The sequence below is a fragment of the bacterium genome (genome assembly GCA_021372515.1).
Classification (GTDB): Bacteria; Gemmatimonadota; Glassbacteria; order GWA2-58-10; family GWA2-58-10; genus JAJFUG01.
The window spans coordinates 1-18401 of the sequence record JAJFUG010000179.1; the positions used below are offsets into that span (position 1 = coordinate 1).

Genomic DNA, 18401 nt, shown 5'->3' on the forward strand with positions numbered 1-18401 from the left:
CCGGGGCGCGCTTGCCGTAGACCGACTTGCGCACCCGCTCCGGTATCTCCTCGTATTTTCTGCCGTATCTCGCCAGTGTCAGTTCCGAGGCCCGCTGGTGCAAGGGCTCGGTGTCAACCATCAGACCGTCCAGGTCGTACAGCGCCGCTTCGAGCAAACCATTCCCTCCCCGATACACTGCAACCATCCGGCGCTTCCGGACCGTCGCCTCGCATCTGTCTGCACTTATCCTTGCCTAATCAAAGCTTCCCTGTTAGCTTAACTTAAACATTCCCGGGCAGGTCGCGCACAGGCCGTGCGCCGCGTCCCGGACACCAGAAAAATACAGTTATCATCCCACCGAGACAAGGGGCGCCGCCATGACTTTCGACTGGATCACCTGGAGCATCTGGACCATCGGCCTGATCATTCTGATCGTCTGGATTTACGTTCCGGCCAAGGAATTCGCGCAGCTGCTGAAGGACAGAAAACAGGCTGGACATAAAAACTGAGCACACAGGAACTGTCAGTGTTTGCCGGAGAGTGAAAAGAGAGAGGAGCGGCTCACAGCCTCGAACTCATTCTTCAGCCGGTCCATCTTGATTTTGGTCTTGGCCCATTTCTGATACTCGTCGTCCTTGCGCACAACCACGCTGTCGATCCCGCTCTTGAGCTGGCTCACATCCGCCATTTTCTGGATGAACAGCGTCTTCATGCCGTTGAGCTCTTTCCAGTGGCCGCGCAGTATCCCCTTGCGGCGCTCCAGGATTTTGGTCAGCTCGCGGTCCATGTCGTTTTCCGCCTGATCGTTCTCATCTCGCAGTATTTCCAGGACATCGCGAATTTCGTGCCTTTTCTTGTCCATTTCGACAATCATCACGTTCAGGTCGCGCGAGCGCAGCTTGACATCGGCCTTGTAGCGGTCGATCTCGACCTGGCAAGTCTCGAAACGCTTCCAGTGGGCGGCGTTGTCCCGCTTGACCGTCAGGTACTCAGCCCTTTTCTGGTTGAGAATGATCTGACGGCGATGGAAAGCCATCGCAAAAATCAGTATAGTGATCGAAATCACAAGGGCGAAAACCACGCCGGCTGTGATTGCCATCGGTTTCTCCAAATCTCGTAATCGGCGGAGGATTGAAAGCAGCGCAGAAAAACCGGAATCAAAATAAAACTTCCCGGCTGTCTCGGGAAGAGATTTGGAAGCATGAAGGACCGTCCGCACCTGACGGCCGAACTGCCGGTACGGACTTATGTCTTGAGGCTGTATGCGGATGCACTTAAAAGGCGTCCTGCACTCAACAAAATTTCACCGTCCTCTAACACATTCTGTCCCAGCCTCTCGATGCGTCCCGGCGGAAAAGTTTCCTCCACCAGGAGGTTGTCCCCCGGGCCAAACAGCAGCACCGCGGCCTCGTTCGCGTCGCGGACACGCTCGAGGAGCCGTCGCCGCTCGGCCCCCACTACCCGGCTGTCCAGCGCGACCAGGGCAAAGCGGCGGAAATTCATGATCCGTTCGGCCTCGCGGGAACTGGCGGCCTCGATCACCTCCCGGGCGAAACGGGCCAGCACGCTGCGGATACGCTGGCAGAATGTGCGGTCCGGGCTGACCACCAGTATCCCCGGCACCGAGCCTGTCGTTTTCGCGGCCGCTGCGGCGGGTTCCGTCTCGCCCCCGACGTGGGAGCGTGTCTTGAGGAAAGCGGCGAATTCCTGGAACAGCACGCTCACGGCCGAGGCATCCAGGCCCGGGCCGCCGTTGCCGCCGTCGCCCTCCGGGCCGAGGAACATCCCGCCCTGGCCGGCCAGCATCCAGTTGGCGTTGACATTGAAATTCTCGCACAGGCGCACCAGGAACCTGGCATCCGGCCCGCGGCTGCCGCTTTCGTAGCGCATCAGGGTCAGAGGCGAGACCCCGCAGAGCTTGCTGAACACTTTCTGGCTCAGGCGGCTCTCCCTGCGCACCTTGCGGATCCTGTCACCCAGGTTGCGATAATTGACCGAGTCTTCCATCGCCATTCCATACGGCAGGCGTGTGTGGGAGCGGGACCGGGCAGACAGCGGCCCGCGAAGTACATCCGTTGCGATTATAGCATGCCCGGAAAAAAACTGTCAACCGATTAAATGCTGTGCTGGCAGACGGCTTCGGTCCTGGACGGCAGGACCGGGAAGGCGAGGCGCCGGGAGAGGTTACACCGGTAGGGGGAGGAAGTTCTCAAGGCGCGGCCCGCAGGCTTGCGACAGGGCAGGCCGGGGGATCAGCCCGGCCGACGGCCGATCAGGTGCGCCACGGTGCGCGCGGCCAGGGCCATCACCGTGCAGGCGGGGTTGACCGCCCCGGCGGTTGGGAAAACGCTGCTGTCACAGAGGTAGAGCCCCGGGGTGTCATGGCAGCGGCCCCAGCGGTCCACCACGCTGGAGGCGGGGTCATCGCCCATGCGGCAGGTGCCCAACGGATGGGCGCTGGTGTTGTCGGTCGAGGCGATCTCCCAGGACTCGGCCCCGGCGGCGCAGCAGACCTCGCGGCAGGTGGCGAAAGCGTGCTCGTGGATGGCGGTCTCGTTCGCGGACTTGACATAGCGCGCGCGGGCCAGCGGCAGCCCGTCCGCGTCCTTCTTCTCCGGGTCTTCCTCGATGCGGTTCTCCGGGCTGGCCTGGTCCTCGCCCAGCACCGCCACCCGGATCATCCGGTCGTAGGAGGCCATGCGGCGGGTGAGCTGTTCGCCCCAGGAATCCTCCAGGTACCAATCGGCGAAAGTCGAGGGCGGGAACACCTGAAGCGAAACATATAACGTGTATCCGCGCGCGAAACCCGCCCCGGGCGCGCCCTCGTAATGGTCCTGCACGTTCACTCCCCCGCTCAGGCCCATGTAGCCGTGCACCGGCTCATCGAACGCGGTGATGTAGCGCCCGCCCACGTGCTGCATCAGGTTGCGGCCGCGCATGCCGCCGGCCGCCCCCAGGCCCTCCGGATGCGCCGGCCCCCGGCTGCGGGCCAGGATGATAGGGTCGTGGACCGCCCCGGCGCAGAGCAGTACCACCTCCGCTGCCGCGGCGCGTTCCACGCCGTCCGCCCCCTTGTACACCACACCCGTGGCTTTGCCCAGATTGTCAGTGCGGATGGAGAACACCTTGCACCCCGGGCGGATGTCCGCGCCGGCGGCCACGGCCAGCGGGGCCCAGGTCATCTCGGCCGAACTCTTGTCCCCCACCATGCAGCCCTCGCCGCAGCGGCCGCAGTAGGTGCAGCCCGGCCGCCCGTTGTACGGGCGCGAGAGTATCGAGGATGGGCTGACCGCCGGGTGCAGGCCCAGCTTGAGCGCTCCCTGCCTGAATTTCCAGGCCGAGCCCGAAATCCTGTGCGCCGGGTTGGGATAGGGCCCGCGCGGCGCCTCGAAAACGTTCTCCGGGCTGCCCGAGGCCCCGGTCACTTTCTCCACGTAGTCGTAATACGGCTCCAGCTCGCGGTAATCCAGGGGCCAGTCCACTCCTACCCCGGCCCGGCTGCGGGTGCGGAAATCGCTCTCGTGCAGGCGGAAAAACACACCCATGTAGAACACGGTGCTGCCGCCCACGGCCTTGGTCATGGAGGGCCTCACCTCACAGTCCTCGGTCCAGCTAAGGCCCACCGGGAGCCGTTTGACCGCGCCGTCCAGGTAGTCCCGGAACGGGTTGTACCAGGGCCCCTCCTCCAGCACCAGCACTTTCCAGTGCGCGGCGGACAGCTCCGCCGCGGCGGTCAGGCCGGCCGCCCCTGCCCCGATCACTATGGCGTCGAAACGCTCCTCGCTCATCGGTCTTTCCTCGATGGCGGATAGTTGCACAGCTGCGGGTAGCCGGCGAACTGGGTGGAGGGGATGTAGCCGCAGCGCGCCAAGCCCGCCGGGCTGTCGTAGAATGCGCGCAGGGCCATCGAGCGCAGGCTGCGGAACTGGTCGGACCAGGCGGAGGGCGGCCCCAGTGTCTCACGCAGGACAGCGCTGCGCCGTTCCGGGTCCAGGGCGGCGAACGAGCCCCCGGCGGCGCGGTCCAGACGGTCGAGGAACGCGCTCACCGGCGCGCGGCTTTCGCTGCCCATTGCATCCCAGGTGCGCTCCAGGGCCATGGCGGGCGCTCCCGTGCTCCAGAGGACCGGGTCGGGGTCGGGCACGATCACCGCGGCCAGGGCCTTGAGGCGCGCGATGTCACCTGCGGCGGTCGCGCTGTTCTGCGCTCCAGCACTGCCCGCGGCCAGCACAGCCGCCGCGGTGCACGAGCCGATGAACTTTCTTCTCTGCATCCGTCCTCCAGTCCAGTCCGGCTCAACGGACAGTCAGGCGCTCCAGGCGGTAGAAACTGTCGGGTAGCACCTCGGGCAGCGGATAGTAGCGCAGCTCCACCCGCGCCCCGGCGGGCGCGACATCGGAACCGAACGGGTAGCGCGCGACCGAATCGGCCTCCAGGCGCACCGGCTCGCGCCAGAGGGCGCTGTCGGCCCCGGCCGCCGCGCCGAACAGCAGAAGCTCGGCCTTGCGGTGCGAACCCTGCGGGAAAGCATGCGCCGGCAGAAGGTTACTCAAGGTCAGCACCAGGCTGTCCGCCGACCGCGCCGCAGCCAGGCTTTCGGCCCCGCGGATGAAATCCGGGCTGTCCGAACCCTCCCAGCGGTGCGAGCGGTGGGTGGCGGAGGCGCCGCCGGCTTTCGCCACGCTGCTCGGCCCGGGGCCCGCGGTCATGTGGCAGTCCTGGCAGGCGATTTCGGCGCCGCGGCCCCAACTGTGGCAGCCGGTGCAGAACCGGGCCTCTGTGAAACCCGGCTCGCTGCGAACCCAGTGCGGCACGGTCAGGTCCGTCCCGGAGCAGTAGGCGGTCAGGCAGCTGTCCATGTGGCAGGCCAGGCAATCCACCCCGGTTCCCAGGCTGTCGCTGCGCTGGACCGGACGGCTGCCGAGGCCGGCGGGCAGGAAATAGTCCGGGGCGTGGCAGTCGCAGCCGGAGTGCAACGGGTCGGGCAGGGCGCGCAGGGCTTTTTCGAACCCCGGTGTGCTCCAGGCCCGGGCGTGGGCCGAGGCGCGCCACCCGGCGGCGATTTCCGGATGGCAGGCGGCGCAGTCAATCCGCCGCTGGGCGCTCAGGCTCGCGACGGCGGCCAGAAAAAACAATATTGTCAGGCCCGGCAGGTTTCTTTTCAAGATAAATCCCTTCGCAACGGATGTATCGGAAGGGTTCAGCCGATGAGCATGGATGCGAATAGTACAACCGGCCGGAAAACAAGTCAAGCACCGGCCGCCCTGCATTTCCGCCGAGAACTGCACATCCGTTTGACAAAAAGCCAATTTTGATGATATTCTGTTAGATATCTTAGAAATACGAGAGTACTCCTATAGACAGGTGACGAGCGAGGCAGAGAAGTGCTTGAGAAATTCATGCTTCCAGAGGATGAGAGGAACCGTCTGCTCAGGGAGCTCACCACGAGTTTCTTCTTCTCGGATTTCACTGAGGAGGAACTCTCGCTTCTGCTCGAATGCGCCCAACCGATAGATTTCGACCCGGGGGACTTTATTTTCAAGGAGGGCGATATCGGGGTGCATTTCTACGTGATCCTGGAGGGCCGGGTGGAGATTCGTAAGGAAAAGAGCGGCCGCCTGCTGGCCACCCTCGGCCAGGGTAAGGTGTTCGGCGAGATGGCAGTGCTCGAAAACCAGCTCCGCTCGGCCGCCGCGATCTCGGCCACCTCCATCCGCCTGATCGCCATCGAGGGCCGCCGCCTGATGGAAGATTACCCGCACCTGACAGTCAAACTGCTGCGCAACCTGGCCCGCGAGCTGTCGGACAAGCTGCGCGAGGCCAACCAGGTGATCGACAGTTTTTGACCCTCCGCGAAGAGCAGCCTTGATTTAGCCGGCCTGTTCCCTAATTATTGACGGGTAATCTCGATTCTATTTCTCCTTTCCATTCACCTTGTGCGCTGTCGAAGGGAAACGACATGTTCCACGATGAGATACTGAAGAAGCTGCGGGCTGAGATATCCGGCCGCCGAGCCATCGAATACATCCAGCGTTTCTGGTGCCACGACCGCCTGTCCACTTTCCCGGGTTTCCACCGCGCGGCGGACGAGACCGCAGCGATCATGCGCGAGGCCGGACTGAGCCAGGTGGAGATACTGAAATACCCCTGCGACGGCAAGACGCTCTACAGCGACCTGACCAGTCCGCAGGGCTGGGACGCTGTGTCGGGGTTCCTGGAGGTCACGGGGGCGGACGGCGCGGTCCGCCGCATCGCCGACCGCAGCGCCGACCCTTGCCATTTCTTTGTCTGGTGCGGCAACACCGGGCCCGAGGGCGTGCGCGCGAGCCTGGTCCACTCATCCGCCGGCGACATCCGGGGCAAGCTGGTGTTCCAGGACAAGGCCCCGCTGGATGACAGCCTGCGCCGCCGCCTGATCGACGGGGGCGCGCTGGGGCTGGTGAGCGACGAGCTGCCTTGCTGGCCGGACGTGCGCGAGCGCAGCGAGAATATGCAGGTGATCCGCTGGAACAACGCGTTCCTCTACCCCGGCAACCCGGAAAACCTGCTCGCGTTCCAGATTTCGCCCGAAAGCGGCGACTGGCTGCGCGCCGTGCTGGCCGTAAAAGGTGAGGCCGACTGTTTCGCCCGCGTGGACACCCGCCTGTACGCGGACACGGTGCCGGTGACCACGGGTGTAGTCCGCGGGAGCGAGGAGCCGGAGAAAGAAATCTGGCTGATCCAGCACCTGCACGAGCCCGGCGCGCACGACAACGCCTCGGGCGTGGCCAGCGCCATTGAGCTGGCGCGCGCGATAACGGCCCTGGTGGCCCGGGGCGAGATCGCAGCACCGCGGCGCAGCATCCGGGTGATCTGCTCCTGGGAGATGCTGGGGTTCCAGGCCCACCTGTCGGCCAACCCTCAGATCGCGAAGAACGTCCTGGCCGCGATCAACCCCGACATGGCCGGTCCGGACCAGGACCGCTGCAAGAGCTGGCTCCAGTATTTCGTCACCCCGCACTCCAACCCCTCGTTCATGGACGAGCTGGGCCTGAAAATCATCCAGGACCTCTACGCCGACCACCCGCGCTGGCGCTACGAGGTGGTGGACTACATGATCAATGACAATTTCCTGTCCGACTCGGTGATCGGCATCCCGTGCACGGCGTTCATTTTCCTGCGCGACCGCTATTACCATTCGAGCAGCGACCGTCCGGAGAACCTCAGCCCCACGGTGCTGGGCGAAATCTCGGCCGCGATGGGGGCCTACGCCCTGACCCTGGCCGCGGGCGGCGCCGGGGTGGCCCGCGACTGTGCGGCCCTGGTGCGCCGCGCCGCGTTTGAACACCTGGCCCGTGCGGCCGAGAAGCTTTCCGACGGCGCGGCGTTCGATGAGCGCGCCCAGTACCTTCTGTCCCTGTTCCAGCGCAAGCTGGCCCGGATGGACGACCTGGCCCTGGGCCAGGCCGAGCGCAAGCAGATCGAGGCTGTCGCCGGGCAGACCGGCCGGGAGATCGCCGAGTTCGCCGCGCGGCTGCGTCCGACGGACGGCAGGCGGTTCGAGCGCAAGGCGCAGAGCGAGGCGGAGCGCAAGGCCGACCGGATCGTGCCGAAGCGCCTGATCGCCGGGCCGCTCTCGCTGACCCGGGTGCCCGAGGCGGTCAAGAAAGAGCGCAAGCTGGAATGCAGTTGCTGGTCCTACGAGCAGAACGCCCCGATGTGCTGGTCGGACGGGCAGAGGAGCCTGTTAGAGATACAATGGCTGGTGGGGCAGGAACTGGGCAAGGTTCCCACGCTGGAGAGCCTTTTCACCCTGTTCGACACCTTGAAGGAATACGGCTACGTGGAGCTGATCGAGCGGGCCTGAGACCGGTTTGCGTTCAATCTGCTCTGACAGTTTCCGTAGGGGCAGGCCCCTGTGCCTGCCCCTTTCGATTTGGGCGGCCACAGGGGGCCGCCCCTACGGTATCGGTTGGAACCCAAATAAGCCTGAGACGCGCTCAGCCGTGGTAGGAGCCGCCCCCGGCGCGGTGACGGGCGATCACGCGACGGATGAAGGCCACGGCGGTCTCGACCATCAGGTTGTAGAAACGCTCGCCCTTTGCCGCGGTGGCGCGGGAGGCCAGCCCCCAGGGGCGGCCTCCCGTGAGCTGCGGGATCGAGAACATGTCCAGCTCGGCGCGCGACGCTTCCGGCACGCCGTCCACCATCGCCTCCCGGCGCACCCGCTCCGGGGCCAGGTACAGCATCACCGAGGTCTCCATCTCGCCGCAGTGCAATTCGTTCCGGCTTTCGAAAATCTTAGCCACCTCGTCCTGCGGGGCCAGCTCCCAGGGATCGACAAAGATCGTCTTGCGCCCGGCGTTGCGGTAGTTCAGCTCGCGCACCGTGGGGCGCAGGACAAAATTGCCGCCGTGCGAGTTGATCAGCGCCACCAGCGGGAACCCCTGGCTGTAGAGGCTTTCCACCAGGTCGCGCACCACCGCGGCCAGGGTGCCGGGCATCAGGGTGAGGGTGCCGGGGCGGCCGGTGTTCTCCAGCGAGGTGCCGTAGGGCAGCGCCGGGCAGATGAAGCTGTCGAAATGCGCACCGATGTCGCGGGCCAGGCGCTCGCTCTGCAGGATATCGGTGCACAGGGGCAGAAGGCCGAAATGCTGCTCGCAGGCTCCCACCGGCAAAAAGGCTACCTCGGCCCCGGAGCGCTCCAGTTCCGTGGAGGTGGCATCTGTGTCTATCATTCAATTCTCCGATCAGGCATGGCGATTAAAAGCACAGCGGATGGGAGCGGCCGGCCCGTGATCCGCCGGGGCGGCAGCCGCTGAATGGAATATACAGCCGCGGCTTGCCGCGGCGCAACCGTGAAACCCGCGGCCGCCGGTGGGCACAATGTCGATATCGGGTTACGGGTACAGCAGATGGAGCAAAGGCGCTCAGCTCTTGTTGCGGCGGAGAAGGCCCTGGTAGATTTCGCGGAAATTCTGCGCTTTCGCGCCGGGGGCGTTCTCGAAGGAGGCCAGGACATTTTTCAGCTCGGCCTCGTCGCTGATCTCCAGCAGGGTGTTGATCGAGCTGTCGGTCACGCCCAGCAGCAGCACCCGCCCGCAGACTTTCACCAGGGCGAGCTGCTTCTTCGGGCCGAGGTGGAACTGCTGCAAGAGCTGGAACTGCCCGCTGGCCGGGCCCAGGCTGCCAGGGCGCTGGAAAAAGCGGCGCAGCAGGTAGAGGAACAGGTACAGAAGGCCGATGACGATGAGGATGGAGGAAAAGACCCAGACCCAGCCCGAACCGCCGGAGCCGATCCGGTGCTCATCCGAGAAGTCGAAACGCGGCGCGCTCGTGCCGGCGCTCCAGGCCGGGATCGTGTCCAGCGGGGAGCGAAGGCTGTCGGCAACGGTGGAATCGTGGCAGCAGGCGGCAACCGCGGCGGCGGAGTCGCGGGCGGAGTCGGCGGCGGTTCGGGCGGAGGCCGGGGCGCTCAGGGCCAGGGCCAGCAGGACAGCCAGCGCCGCAGGCAGCGCTACGGGGAAAAACCGCCCCGGGTTGTGTCGGTGACAGCTCAAACCATCTCCAGACAAGGGGTGAAAGCCGCGCAGGGCTGCCGGCCGCTCAAGTGGTCTGAAGCATCTTGATACGCTCTTCCATGCTCACCAGGTGCGTGATGCGCACCCCGAAATTCTCATCCACCACCACCACCTCGCCCTCGGCCAGTTTCTTGTCGTTGATCAGAAGGTCCACTGTCTCGCCGGCCATCTTGTCCAGCTCGATCACAGCGCCGGGCCCCAGTTCCAGGATGTCGCGCAGCAGCATCCGCGAGCGCCCCAGCTCGATGGAGACATCCAGCTTCACATCCAGCAGCAGTTCGAGTCGCTCGTGCTCGGCCTGGCCCAGGCTGATGCTCTCCAGCGCCGGCATCCGTCCGCCGCCGACAGAAGAGCCGAAATCCATCCGGGACTCCGGCATGCCGGAGCGGGCCGCGGAGGACTCCATGCCGCCCATGCCCATACCCATGTCCATGTCGAAATCCGGCATCCCTCCACCGCCGGACTGGGCCGAGGGTCCGGGCGCGGCTGCGGCGGCGGCCGCGGTCCCGCCCTGCCCCAGCAGCGACTCCATCTCGGCCAGGGTCGCGTGCGGTATCAGCAGAGAAATCTGCCCCTGGGAGGCGCCCTCGACCAGCAGCTCGAAAACGATGGCGGTCAGGTCATCGAGGGTCAGACCGGAGTCGCCCAGCGTGCTCAACCGGGCCATGGAGGGCTGGAAATCGAGGCTGCGCCCCAGCTTGGCCCCGAGCGAGGTGGCGGCGGCCCCCATCATCTGGTTGACCCCCTCCTGGATGGCGTCGATATGGTCCTCGCTGAACTCCGCCGTCCCGTCACCCATCATCATCAGGTCGCTCAGCCGGGCCACCAGGGGCTTGGTGAACAGAAAGTGGAACGACCCGTCGAACCCGGTGGCGAAAGCGCTCTCCACAACCACGATCTCATCCTGGAACAGACCGTTCAGGCCGGCCGTATCGGCCGCGCCGGAGGCTTTCACGTTGATGTCGATCTTCTTGTCCAGCAGGGTCGACATCACCACTGCGCTTTCCTCGGACACGGTCTTGGCGATATCGCCCAGCGCCTTTTCCTGTTCCGGGGTCAGGCTGAAATTACTCATGTTTCAGGCCTCCTTCCTGGACAGCCGATACAATCTGCACAGCCTTGTGGTTGCGGAATAACCCCGGCTTGGCCTTGAATTTGGGTGTATCCTGGATGATCACGTCCAGCATCTCGTCAAGACGGTTGTCCAGGCGCACGATATCACCGATCTCCAGACCCATGATATCGCGCAGTGAAAGCTTGGTGCTGCCCAGAGTCACCTTGAGCGGTATCTCGGCCGCGCGCAGCTTGTGCTGCACGATGCCCTCGTCGTGCCGCGTCGACTTTTTCTGGGTGTGCGCGATCTGGTGCTGGGCGCTCAGCTTGGGCATCACGTCCTCGAGCACGAAATACGGGAAGCAGAGGTTGAGCAGGCTGGAAAAGTCCTGGATCTTCACCTCGAACGAGATCATGATCGCGGTTTCGCCCGGCGGGCTGATTTGGATGAGCTGGGGGTTGGTCTCGAAGTCTTTCAGCTCGAGGGTCAGCGGGGTGATGTTCTGCCAGGCGCGCACCAACTGGTCCAGGGCGTTGTCCACGATCTTTTTCATCACGTTCTGCTCGATGATTGTGATCTCGCGCGCCTCCTGGGTCACTCCGCCCTCGCCGCCGAACGAGCGGTCGATGATGTAGAGCACGAGTTGCGGGCTGATCTCCAGGATCGCATCCCCCTCAAGCTCGCGGATGTTGAAGATGTACACCGCGCTGGGGTCGGCCATGGACATGATGAACTCGGAGTAGGTAAGCTGGTCCACCGAGGTGAGATCGATGTCCACCAGGCTGCGCAGCCGCGTGGAAAGGTGCGTGGCGAAACCGCGGGCGAAGGCCTCGTGGATGGTCTGGATGGTCCGGAGCTGGTCTTTCGAGACCCGGTTGGGGTGCTTGAAATCGTACAGGCTGACCAGCTTGTCTTTCTGCTCCTCGCCCCCGGACTCCTGTGGGCCGGGCTGTGGTCCGGCACTGATGGATTCACCGGACAACAGGGCATCGATCTCTTCCTGCGACAGAATCTTGCTCATGGCATCAGGCCCGTGGGTTTACTGGATGATGTACTTGGAAAACACCACTCTGGGCACCTCGACGTTCTTGAGCGAGGCGCCGAAATTGTTTTTGAGCACCGCGTTAACCTTTTCCTTGATCTCATCGCGCAGCACGGCCTGGTCTCGGTAATCGACCAGCTCGTCGATCCGCTTGCGGCTGATCTGCTCGATAATCACAGCGCGTATTTCCGGTTCGAGCTTCTTGATCTGATCCGCCAGCTCGGCGGGGACATACAGCACTACCGAGACACTGAGGTAGCGCTGGCCCTGGCTCTCGGCCGGGTTGACGATGACGTCCTCCACCGGCATGGGCGTGTACTTGATCAGATCGATCTCACCCTCGACCTTGGGGCTGCCCGGCTGCGACTCTTTCTTCTTTTCCTCCACCTTCGGCTTGGCCGCAGGCAGATGGGGCTTGATGAAACTGGTGACAATGTAGTAGGCGAAAACCGCCTGCACCATCACCAGCGGCAAGCCGATCAGGATCAGGGTCTTGAACGACAGTTTGCCTTTAGATGAGGCTGCCCCTGCACCGCCCTCGGATTCCGGGGCTTCCTGAGGTTCATCCGCCATTTCCGCATACTCCCGTTTGAATACGCCGGCCGCGGGCCGGCGGACAGTCATTTGAATGGATCGGGATCGTCTTTCTTGTACTCCATCATGATCTCGATGCGCCGGTTTTTTGCGCGTCCTTCCTCGGTGGCGTTGTCGGCCACGGGATGGAACTCGCCGTAAGAGACCGGGACCAGGCGGCTGGGGTGAATCTTGGCAAACTGGATGCCGAAATTGACCACACTCAGGGCGCGGTTGAAAGCCAGGTCCCAGTTGGAGTCCAGGTTCACGCTGCCGTCGGCCACGGGGACATTGTCGGTGTGCCCCTCAACCCGGATGATATTGGGCCAGCCCTGGCAGATCGCGAACACGCGCTCCAGCACTTTGAACGACTCGGGCTTCAGCTCGGCGCTGCCCAGGTCGAACAGCAGCGGAGCGGCCACCGACAGGGCCACGCCTTTATCCGAGATCACCACCTTGACATCGTCTCCCAGATGCTCCGACTTGATGAAATCCTGCATGTTGGAGACGGCCTTGTCGATAATCGAGCGCTGCACGTTTTTAAGCGTGGGCATCACCACGTTCTGCAGCTTGACTATCGAGGGGTCGGCGTTCATCACGCCGAAAGCCCCGCGCAGGCTGCCCGCACCGGCGTAAAAGTCGTTCTCGTGGATCGAGCTCATCGAGACGATGAGCACGAAGAAACACAGCAGCAGCGACATCAGGTCGCTGTAGGTCGTCATCCAGGGCGGCGCCCCTTCCGGACAATCACAGCCTTTGGCCATACTCGAACTCCGGGGCCGAGCTTATTTCTCCACTATCGCCCGGCGCATCTTGGGCGAGATGAACGAGGTCAGTTTCTGTTCCACGATGCGCGGGTTGTCACCCGACTGGATCGAAAGGATGCCCTCGATCATCATTTCCTTGATCAGGGTCTCTTCCTCCGAGCGACGCTTGAGCTTGTCCTTGATCGGCAGAAACATGCAGTTGGACATGATCGCGCCGTAGAAAGTGGTTATCAGGGCCACGGCCATGGAGGGCCCGATCGTGGCCGGGTCGCTCATGGTCTGGAGCATCAGCACCAGGCCGATCAGGGTGCCGATCATGCCGAAGGCCGGGGCGTAGGTGGCCAGAGTGCCGCAGATCGCCTGGCCCAGGCTGTGACGCTTGGCCATGTAATCCAGCTCGGTGGTCAGGATACTGCGCATCAGCTCCGGCTCGGTGCCGTCCACCGCCAACTGAATACCTTTGGCCAGGAACTCGTCCTCGATCTCCTCCATGTGCCGCTCCAGGGCCAGGATGCCCTCGCGCCGCGCCCGCTCGGCAAAGGAGACGAGGGTGGCGATGGTCTCGGTCACGGGGGGGGTCTTGGTAAAAATGGATTTCCTCATCACTCCCACAAAAAGCATCAGCTCGTTGAGCGGATAGCTCGTAACAGTCACCGCAATGGTCCCACCCACCGTGCAGTAAATGGACGGAATGTCGATGAACGAAGCGAGGCTTCCACTTGAGAGAACGGTTAGCAGCATAACAGCCGTTGTTGCGATCAACCCGATGATTGTCGTTATGTCCATGATTCAGCCTTCTACTCCGTGCGTTCGGATTCAGGGACTTGCTCTGCTCCGCTCAGGCCTCTTCCAGGGTGCCGTCGTCCTGGATTCGAGGGGGTCTGCGACCGAACAGTGGCGAAACCTGACGGTGGTATTCCTTCACCTTCTCCACCACCGCGGCGACATCTTCCAGCACGATGTACTTTTTGCCGGAAGTCAGGGCGATGATGGTGTCGGGCGTGGATTCGACATACTCGATCAAATCAGCGTTGAGTACAATCTTGCCGCCGTTGAGCCTTGTCACTTCGATCATTTTCCGCCCCCGTTGCGGCGCCTGCTAAGTAAAATCGGCAGATTACCGGTATAAGTGGAATCGTATTTCGGTTCATTCCCGGCGAAACGCCCCTTGCGCAGCTGTTACAGCCGACTGGAAAGTCGTTCCGCCCTGCTTCGATAAAGCAAAAAACATACCACCGGCATCACCCGGCACGCGGTTGTCCCCCGAGGATCTCATTCTCCTTGGAAAAGTGCGTTGATTTCTCATAACATCCTGAATAGTAACCTGTTACCCAACTAAAGAATATAAGCGGAGGTCACGGTAAAAGCAAGCCATAACCGGTTGGCAGGAATATACCCACCCCAGGGTGGAGTCTTTTTCCAAGTGCGGGGAAAACAAAGGGGGGGGGCGCGAACGGATCGCGTCCCCCCTGTCTTCAGGCGCTCAGCCGGTCAGGCGGCTCAGCGGGTGAGGTTCACCACCTCCTGCAGCAGTGTGTCGGTGGAGGTGATAACCCTGGCGTTGGCCTGGAAAGCGCGCTGGGTGGTGATCATGTTGGCGAACTCGGCCGAGGTGTCCACGTTGGAGCTTTCGAGGAACCCGCTGGAGATGGTGCCCTGGATGTTGGTCTGGGCCTCGCCGATCAGCGCGGTGCCCGAGTTGGCCGACTCCTGGAAGTTGTTGTTGCCTTCCTTGATCAGACCGCCCGGATTGTTGAAACTGCCGAGGACGATTTTGCCGAGGGTCTTGGTGACGCCGTTGGAGAAGACGCCGGTAATCTGTCCGCCCTCATCGATCTCGAGCGAGCTGAGCTTGCCCGAGGCGAAACCATCCTGGTTGGCTATGATCGCGGTCGAGGAGCCGCGGAACTGCGTCAGGCCGTCGAAACCGCCGATGGTGCCCATGTCCAGGGCCAACTCGACGCGGTCGGCGCCGTTGTTGGGATCGAAACCGAATGTGGCGCTGCGGTCACGCACCGAGAACCCCTGCAGACTGCCGTCCGGGTTGAATATCACGGTGCCCTGGTTGCCGGTGAGCGAGGTCTCGTTCTTGGTCATCTTGACTTCCCAGTTCCACTGCCCCGGGACATCGGTCACGATGGCGTTGGCGCCCTGCTGGAGGGTGCGGAAATTCTCGGCCAGGCGGAACGGATAACTGGGCGTGGTCTCGCGCGGATTGTCCGGGTTGTCCTCAAAAGTGATATTGATCGCGGAGAGGGAAGACCCGGCCTCGTCATCAGTCAGAACGATCTGGCCGCGGGAATTGATCGAGGCCGTGGACCCGGTCCCGTTGCCGCCAGACAGCTTGGATTCGTACAGGATGTTGATCTCGTCCAGCACGTTCTGCACCGTGGTCGGATTGACCCCACCCTCGATTGTCACCGTGCGGCTGATCGGCAGACCCTTGGTGTTGGTGCCGGTGATACGGATCAGGTCGCCGGCGCGCGGCTGAGCGTCACCCATTATCGGGTTCTCAGGGTCGGTGTTGTTGACACTCCACAGGTCGGTGACCGCGCTCGTGACAGTCGAGGGATCCACGGCCTGGAGAGCATAGGGGCTGGAACTCGGGTCCTGGCTCGCAATCATCAGCGGGTAGGCGGTGGAGATCAGCTTGCTTTCGACCGCCGGCAGTTCCTGGGTGCTCTTGTTGAAAGTGACCACCATGTTGTGGTTCTCGCCGAACGAATCGAAAACCGTGATCGAGGCAATGTGGCTGCCGGCATCGCGGCCTTCCTGGGTCAGCGAGAACGCGGACAGGGCGATGGAGCTGGTGGCGTTGCCGTTGTCCGAGATGTTGTTGAAGTCTTTCTCATTGCCGGGTATCCCGTCCAGGGCCAGCTCGTTCTGATCGTTGAAGCCCAGGGCGTCGAAAATATCAACGCCGCCGACCGGCACCGCCTGTGTGCCGCGCAGGACGGAAATCTGCGCCGCGGGACGGTTGGTGAGGAACTTGACCGCCGCAGCACCCTGGCTGAAATCGACCGTGGCGGTGACCTCACCGCTCAGGTCGGCGTTCGAGTTGATCGCCGCGTTCAAACCGGCCACCAGGGACTCCACATCCGGATAGACCGCCGGAGCGAGAGAGACCGTGCGGGCCGGGTCGTCATTGATCTGGATCCGGAACTGGTTGGTCGACTTCAAGGTGGTCAGGTTGAGACCGCCCTGGCCGACACCGTTGCCCTGCTCCCCGCTGGTGAACCCGAGGTCGGTCACCGTGGTCTGATCGCCGACGGGCACGGCTTTGATAGTCAAGAAATCGCTGGGGCTGGTGGTGGTCAGGCGGATGCCGCCTTCCGGGGTGGCCACTGCGGCCACAGTGCCGGCCAGCTCGAGATCGTTGTTGATGCCGCGGTTGACCGCGTCCACCACTTCGCTCAGGTTCTCGTAGATCCCGTCGCCGTTCGGGTCGGCGCCGATGGTGATCACGTTGTCACGGCCGCTGTCCACGCCACCCACGGCGATGGAAAGCTGGCGCGGGAACTGGGTGCCCTGGGTATCCGCGGTGAAACGGAAGCCGCCGGTATGGGTTTCGCTGTTATAGGGGGTGATATTGAGCGAAGGGCCCACAATGGAGGCAGTGGACTCGGGCAGGAAAGTGTCCTGGATCGTGTTGCCCAGCACCGAGGCGCTGCGGGCGTCTTCCTCGAAGGCCAGCGAGATGGAGGTCTGGCTGGCGCCGGCGGAGTCGTCCACCAGCACGATGTTGCCGTTGGGATCGATCGAGGCGGTCACGCCGGAGAAAGCGTTGTTGACCACATTGACCAGGCTGGCCAGCGTGGTCCCGTCACGCGCCACGGTGGAGCCGTCTGTCAACAGCTCGGTGCCTGTGCCGTAACGGAAAACCGCCGAGACGATCGTACCGTCCGGGTTCGTGCCGTTGATCTTGATCCGGTCGCCCTCGTCCAACTGGTTGATGGTCTGGGACAGGTCGTTGATGTCGGTCACGCCGCTGGCCACCTGACCGGTGGCGCGGATTCTGAACGGCACCGCGGTGGTCAGGGTCTTGGCCAGCACGCCGGAGTCGGCGTCCAGGTTGTCCTTGAAACCGACGCGCGTGGAGAACTTGGCCGGAGTGGTCAGGCCCAGAGGCACCAAGATATCCTCGATCGGGGCGCCGGAGGGGATCACGCCGCCGGTGTTGGCCAGCCGTCCCTGCACCACGTAGCCGGTGCTGTTCTGCACCAGCGCGCCGTCACCGTCGAACTGGAAAGCGCCGGCGCGGGTGTAGAGCCTGCGCTGGCCGTCCCGCACCACGAAGAACCCGTCACCCTGGATCGCCAGGTCGGTGGTGACTCCGGTGGCTTCGAGCGTGCCCTGGCCGAACAGGTTGTCGATGCTGGAGACACCCACACCCAGGCCGTAGGCCACCGGGTTGATGCCGCCGACCGAACCCTCGATCGGGCGCTTGGCCTCGGAGATTGTCTGAACGAGAAACTCGTTGAAATTCGCCCGCGAGGACTTGAAGCCCACGGTGTTGACATTGGCGATGTTGTTGCCGATCACGCTCAGCCGGATGCTGTTGGCCTGGAGACCGGAAACGCCGGTGAAAAGCGTACTCTGCAAGCTCATCTTTCGACCTCCGTGTCACTGGAGCACAGCCGCGTCTCAGGCGGCGGCCCGGGGTTGATTTATATGTATCGTCCCAAGTTTCTGTTTTGAATCCGCAGTCAGTTTTATTCCAAAGAGCCGGGGTCCAGCACATCGAACACGTTTTCGAGCGAAACCATTTTCTCGCCCAGCATCAGGAAGGGTTGGTTGTCCACATAGCGCACGCCGGTCACCCGGCCGGACATGAAAGTCGTGGCATCGACCGTCTGGCCCTCGGAATCCGTGGCCTCGACCTTGACATAGTAAATGCCCTCGTTGCAGGTGTCGCCCTGGTCGTCCTTGCCGTCCCAGGCAACCTCCGAGCCGCCCTTGGGCTGCCCGCTCAAGTCCAGGGAGCGCACCTCTGCGCCCGTGCTGTCGTAAATGTGCACTGTGGTTTCGGAACTTGTGTTTTCGAGGTGGAACTGGATCGTGGTTTCATTCTCGCCGTCGAACAGCACCTGGTCTCCCACGGCGTTGATCTCCCTGCCGATGAAGCCGGCGGCCACGCTGTTGTTGATGAACTTGCCGAGCGCGGTGGTGCCTTCCAGGTTCTTGGAAAGCGTATCGTTCATCTCGGTGAGCTGCTCCAGGCTGGAGAACTGGGCGAGCTGGGCCGAGAATTCCTGGTTGTCGGCCGGGTTGAGCGGGTCCTGATTCTGGAGCTGGGTGACAAGCAGCTTGAGGAAATCATCCTTGGACGTTTTGCCCTTGTTCTCGACATCCTCGATCCCGCTCTTGGTCTTGGCCCATTCGGGCAGACTGTTCTGAGAATCGGTCACCTGCATCATGGCGAG

Annotated in this window: 17 protein-coding genes; 2 read left to right on the forward strand and 15 right to left on the reverse strand. The window is 63.2% G+C overall.

Translation table 11 applies throughout. From position 1 onward, the window contains the following. Nucleotides 1–505 precede the first annotated feature (505 nt). The 5 genes from LLH00_16350 to LLH00_16370 form a co-directional block, all read right to left on the reverse strand. On the reverse strand, nucleotides 506–1081 hold the full coding sequence (locus LLH00_16350) for a hypothetical protein (GenBank protein MCE5272851.1): 576 nt from the start codon (nucleotides 1079–1081) through the stop codon (nucleotides 506–508). A 146-nt stretch (nucleotides 1082–1227) separates the two neighbouring features. Then, nucleotides 1228–1989 carry a helix-turn-helix domain-containing protein gene (locus tag LLH00_16355; protein MCE5272852.1) on the reverse strand — a complete coding sequence of 254 codons (762 nt, stop codon included), beginning with the start codon at nucleotides 1987–1989 and terminating at the stop codon, nucleotides 1228–1230. A 245-nt stretch (nucleotides 1990–2234) separates the two neighbouring features. Further along, nucleotides 2235–3770, reverse strand: a complete 1536-nt coding sequence (locus tag LLH00_16360; protein ID MCE5272853.1) for a GMC family oxidoreductase — start codon at nucleotides 3768–3770, stop codon at nucleotides 2235–2237. Then, nucleotides 3767–4255 (reverse strand): gluconate 2-dehydrogenase subunit 3 family protein, encoded by a 489-nt coding sequence (locus LLH00_16365; GenBank protein ID MCE5272854.1) that lies wholly within the window; start codon nucleotides 4253–4255, stop codon nucleotides 3767–3769. Before LLH00_16365 ends, LLH00_16360 begins: the two co-directional genes overlap by 4 nt. 22 nt (nucleotides 4256–4277) lie before the next feature. Beyond that, nucleotides 4278–5147, reverse strand: a complete 870-nt coding sequence (locus tag LLH00_16370; GenBank protein MCE5272855.1) for a cytochrome c family protein — start codon at nucleotides 5145–5147, stop codon at nucleotides 4278–4280. A gap of 219 nt (nucleotides 5148–5366) precedes the next feature. Here LLH00_16370 and LLH00_16375 point away from each other — a divergent pair, with 219 nt between their 5' ends. Both LLH00_16375 and LLH00_16380 read left to right on the forward strand, forming a co-directional pair. Beyond that, the gene (locus LLH00_16375) at nucleotides 5367–5828 is read left to right on the forward strand and encodes a cyclic nucleotide-binding domain-containing protein (GenBank protein ID MCE5272856.1); all 462 of its coding nucleotides are present in this window, start codon (nucleotides 5367–5369) and stop codon (nucleotides 5826–5828) included. Nucleotides 5829–5941: 113 nt separating this feature from the next. After that, nucleotides 5942–7828 (forward strand): M28 family peptidase, encoded by a 1887-nt coding sequence (locus LLH00_16380; protein ID MCE5272857.1) that lies wholly within the window; start codon nucleotides 5942–5944, stop codon nucleotides 7826–7828. A gap of 133 nt (nucleotides 7829–7961) precedes the next feature. Here the strand turns inward: LLH00_16380 and LLH00_16385 are convergent, their stop codons facing one another. The 10 genes from LLH00_16385 to LLH00_16430 all read right to left on the reverse strand — a co-directional run bounded on the left by LLH00_16385 (nucleotide 7962) and on the right by LLH00_16430 (nucleotide 18395). Next, on the reverse strand, nucleotides 7962–8699 hold the full coding sequence (locus tag LLH00_16385) for a creatininase family protein (GenBank protein MCE5272858.1): 738 nt from the start codon (nucleotides 8697–8699) through the stop codon (nucleotides 7962–7964). A 192-nt stretch (nucleotides 8700–8891) separates the two neighbouring features. After that, nucleotides 8892–9521 (reverse strand): flagellar biosynthetic protein FliO, encoded by a 630-nt coding sequence (fliO, locus tag LLH00_16390; protein MCE5272859.1) that lies wholly within the window; start codon nucleotides 9519–9521, stop codon nucleotides 8892–8894. 46 nt (nucleotides 9522–9567) lie between these two features. Next, nucleotides 9568–10617 (reverse strand): flagellar motor switch protein FliN, encoded by a 1050-nt coding sequence (gene fliN, locus LLH00_16395; protein ID MCE5272860.1) that lies wholly within the window; start codon nucleotides 10615–10617, stop codon nucleotides 9568–9570. Beyond that, a complete protein-coding gene (fliM, locus tag LLH00_16400; protein MCE5272861.1) occupies nucleotides 10610–11617 on the reverse strand; it encodes a flagellar motor switch protein FliM in 1008 nt (335 codons plus the stop codon). Before fliM ends, fliN begins: the two co-directional genes overlap by 8 nt. 18 nt (nucleotides 11618–11635) lie before the next feature. Further along, nucleotides 11636–12211: a flagellar basal body-associated FliL family protein gene (locus tag LLH00_16405; GenBank protein ID MCE5272862.1), complete on the reverse strand. Its 576-nt coding sequence runs from the start codon at nucleotides 12209–12211 to the stop codon at nucleotides 11636–11638. A gap of 47 nt (nucleotides 12212–12258) precedes the next feature. Then, the gene (locus LLH00_16410) at nucleotides 12259–12975 is read right to left on the reverse strand and encodes a flagellar motor protein MotB (GenBank protein ID MCE5272863.1); all 717 of its coding nucleotides are present in this window, start codon (nucleotides 12973–12975) and stop codon (nucleotides 12259–12261) included. A 21-nt stretch (nucleotides 12976–12996) separates the two neighbouring features. Beyond that, nucleotides 12997–13764, reverse strand: a complete 768-nt coding sequence (locus LLH00_16415) for a MotA/TolQ/ExbB proton channel family protein (GenBank protein MCE5272864.1) — start codon at nucleotides 13762–13764, stop codon at nucleotides 12997–12999. Nucleotides 13765–13816: 52 nt separating this feature from the next. Next, nucleotides 13817–14053 carry a flagellar FlbD family protein gene (locus LLH00_16420; GenBank protein ID MCE5272865.1) on the reverse strand — a complete coding sequence of 79 codons (237 nt, stop codon included), beginning with the start codon at nucleotides 14051–14053 and terminating at the stop codon, nucleotides 13817–13819. 425 nt (nucleotides 14054–14478) lie between these two features. Then, nucleotides 14479–17586 carry a flagellar hook-basal body complex protein gene (locus LLH00_16425; protein MCE5272866.1) on the reverse strand — a complete coding sequence of 1036 codons (3108 nt, stop codon included), beginning with the start codon at nucleotides 17584–17586 and terminating at the stop codon, nucleotides 14479–14481. Nucleotides 17587–17690: 104 nt separating this feature from the next. Further along, complete coding sequence (locus LLH00_16430) at nucleotides 17691–18395, reverse strand: hypothetical protein (protein MCE5272867.1); 705 nt, start codon at nucleotides 18393–18395, stop codon at nucleotides 17691–17693. Between the last annotated feature and the right edge of the window lie 6 nt (nucleotides 18396–18401).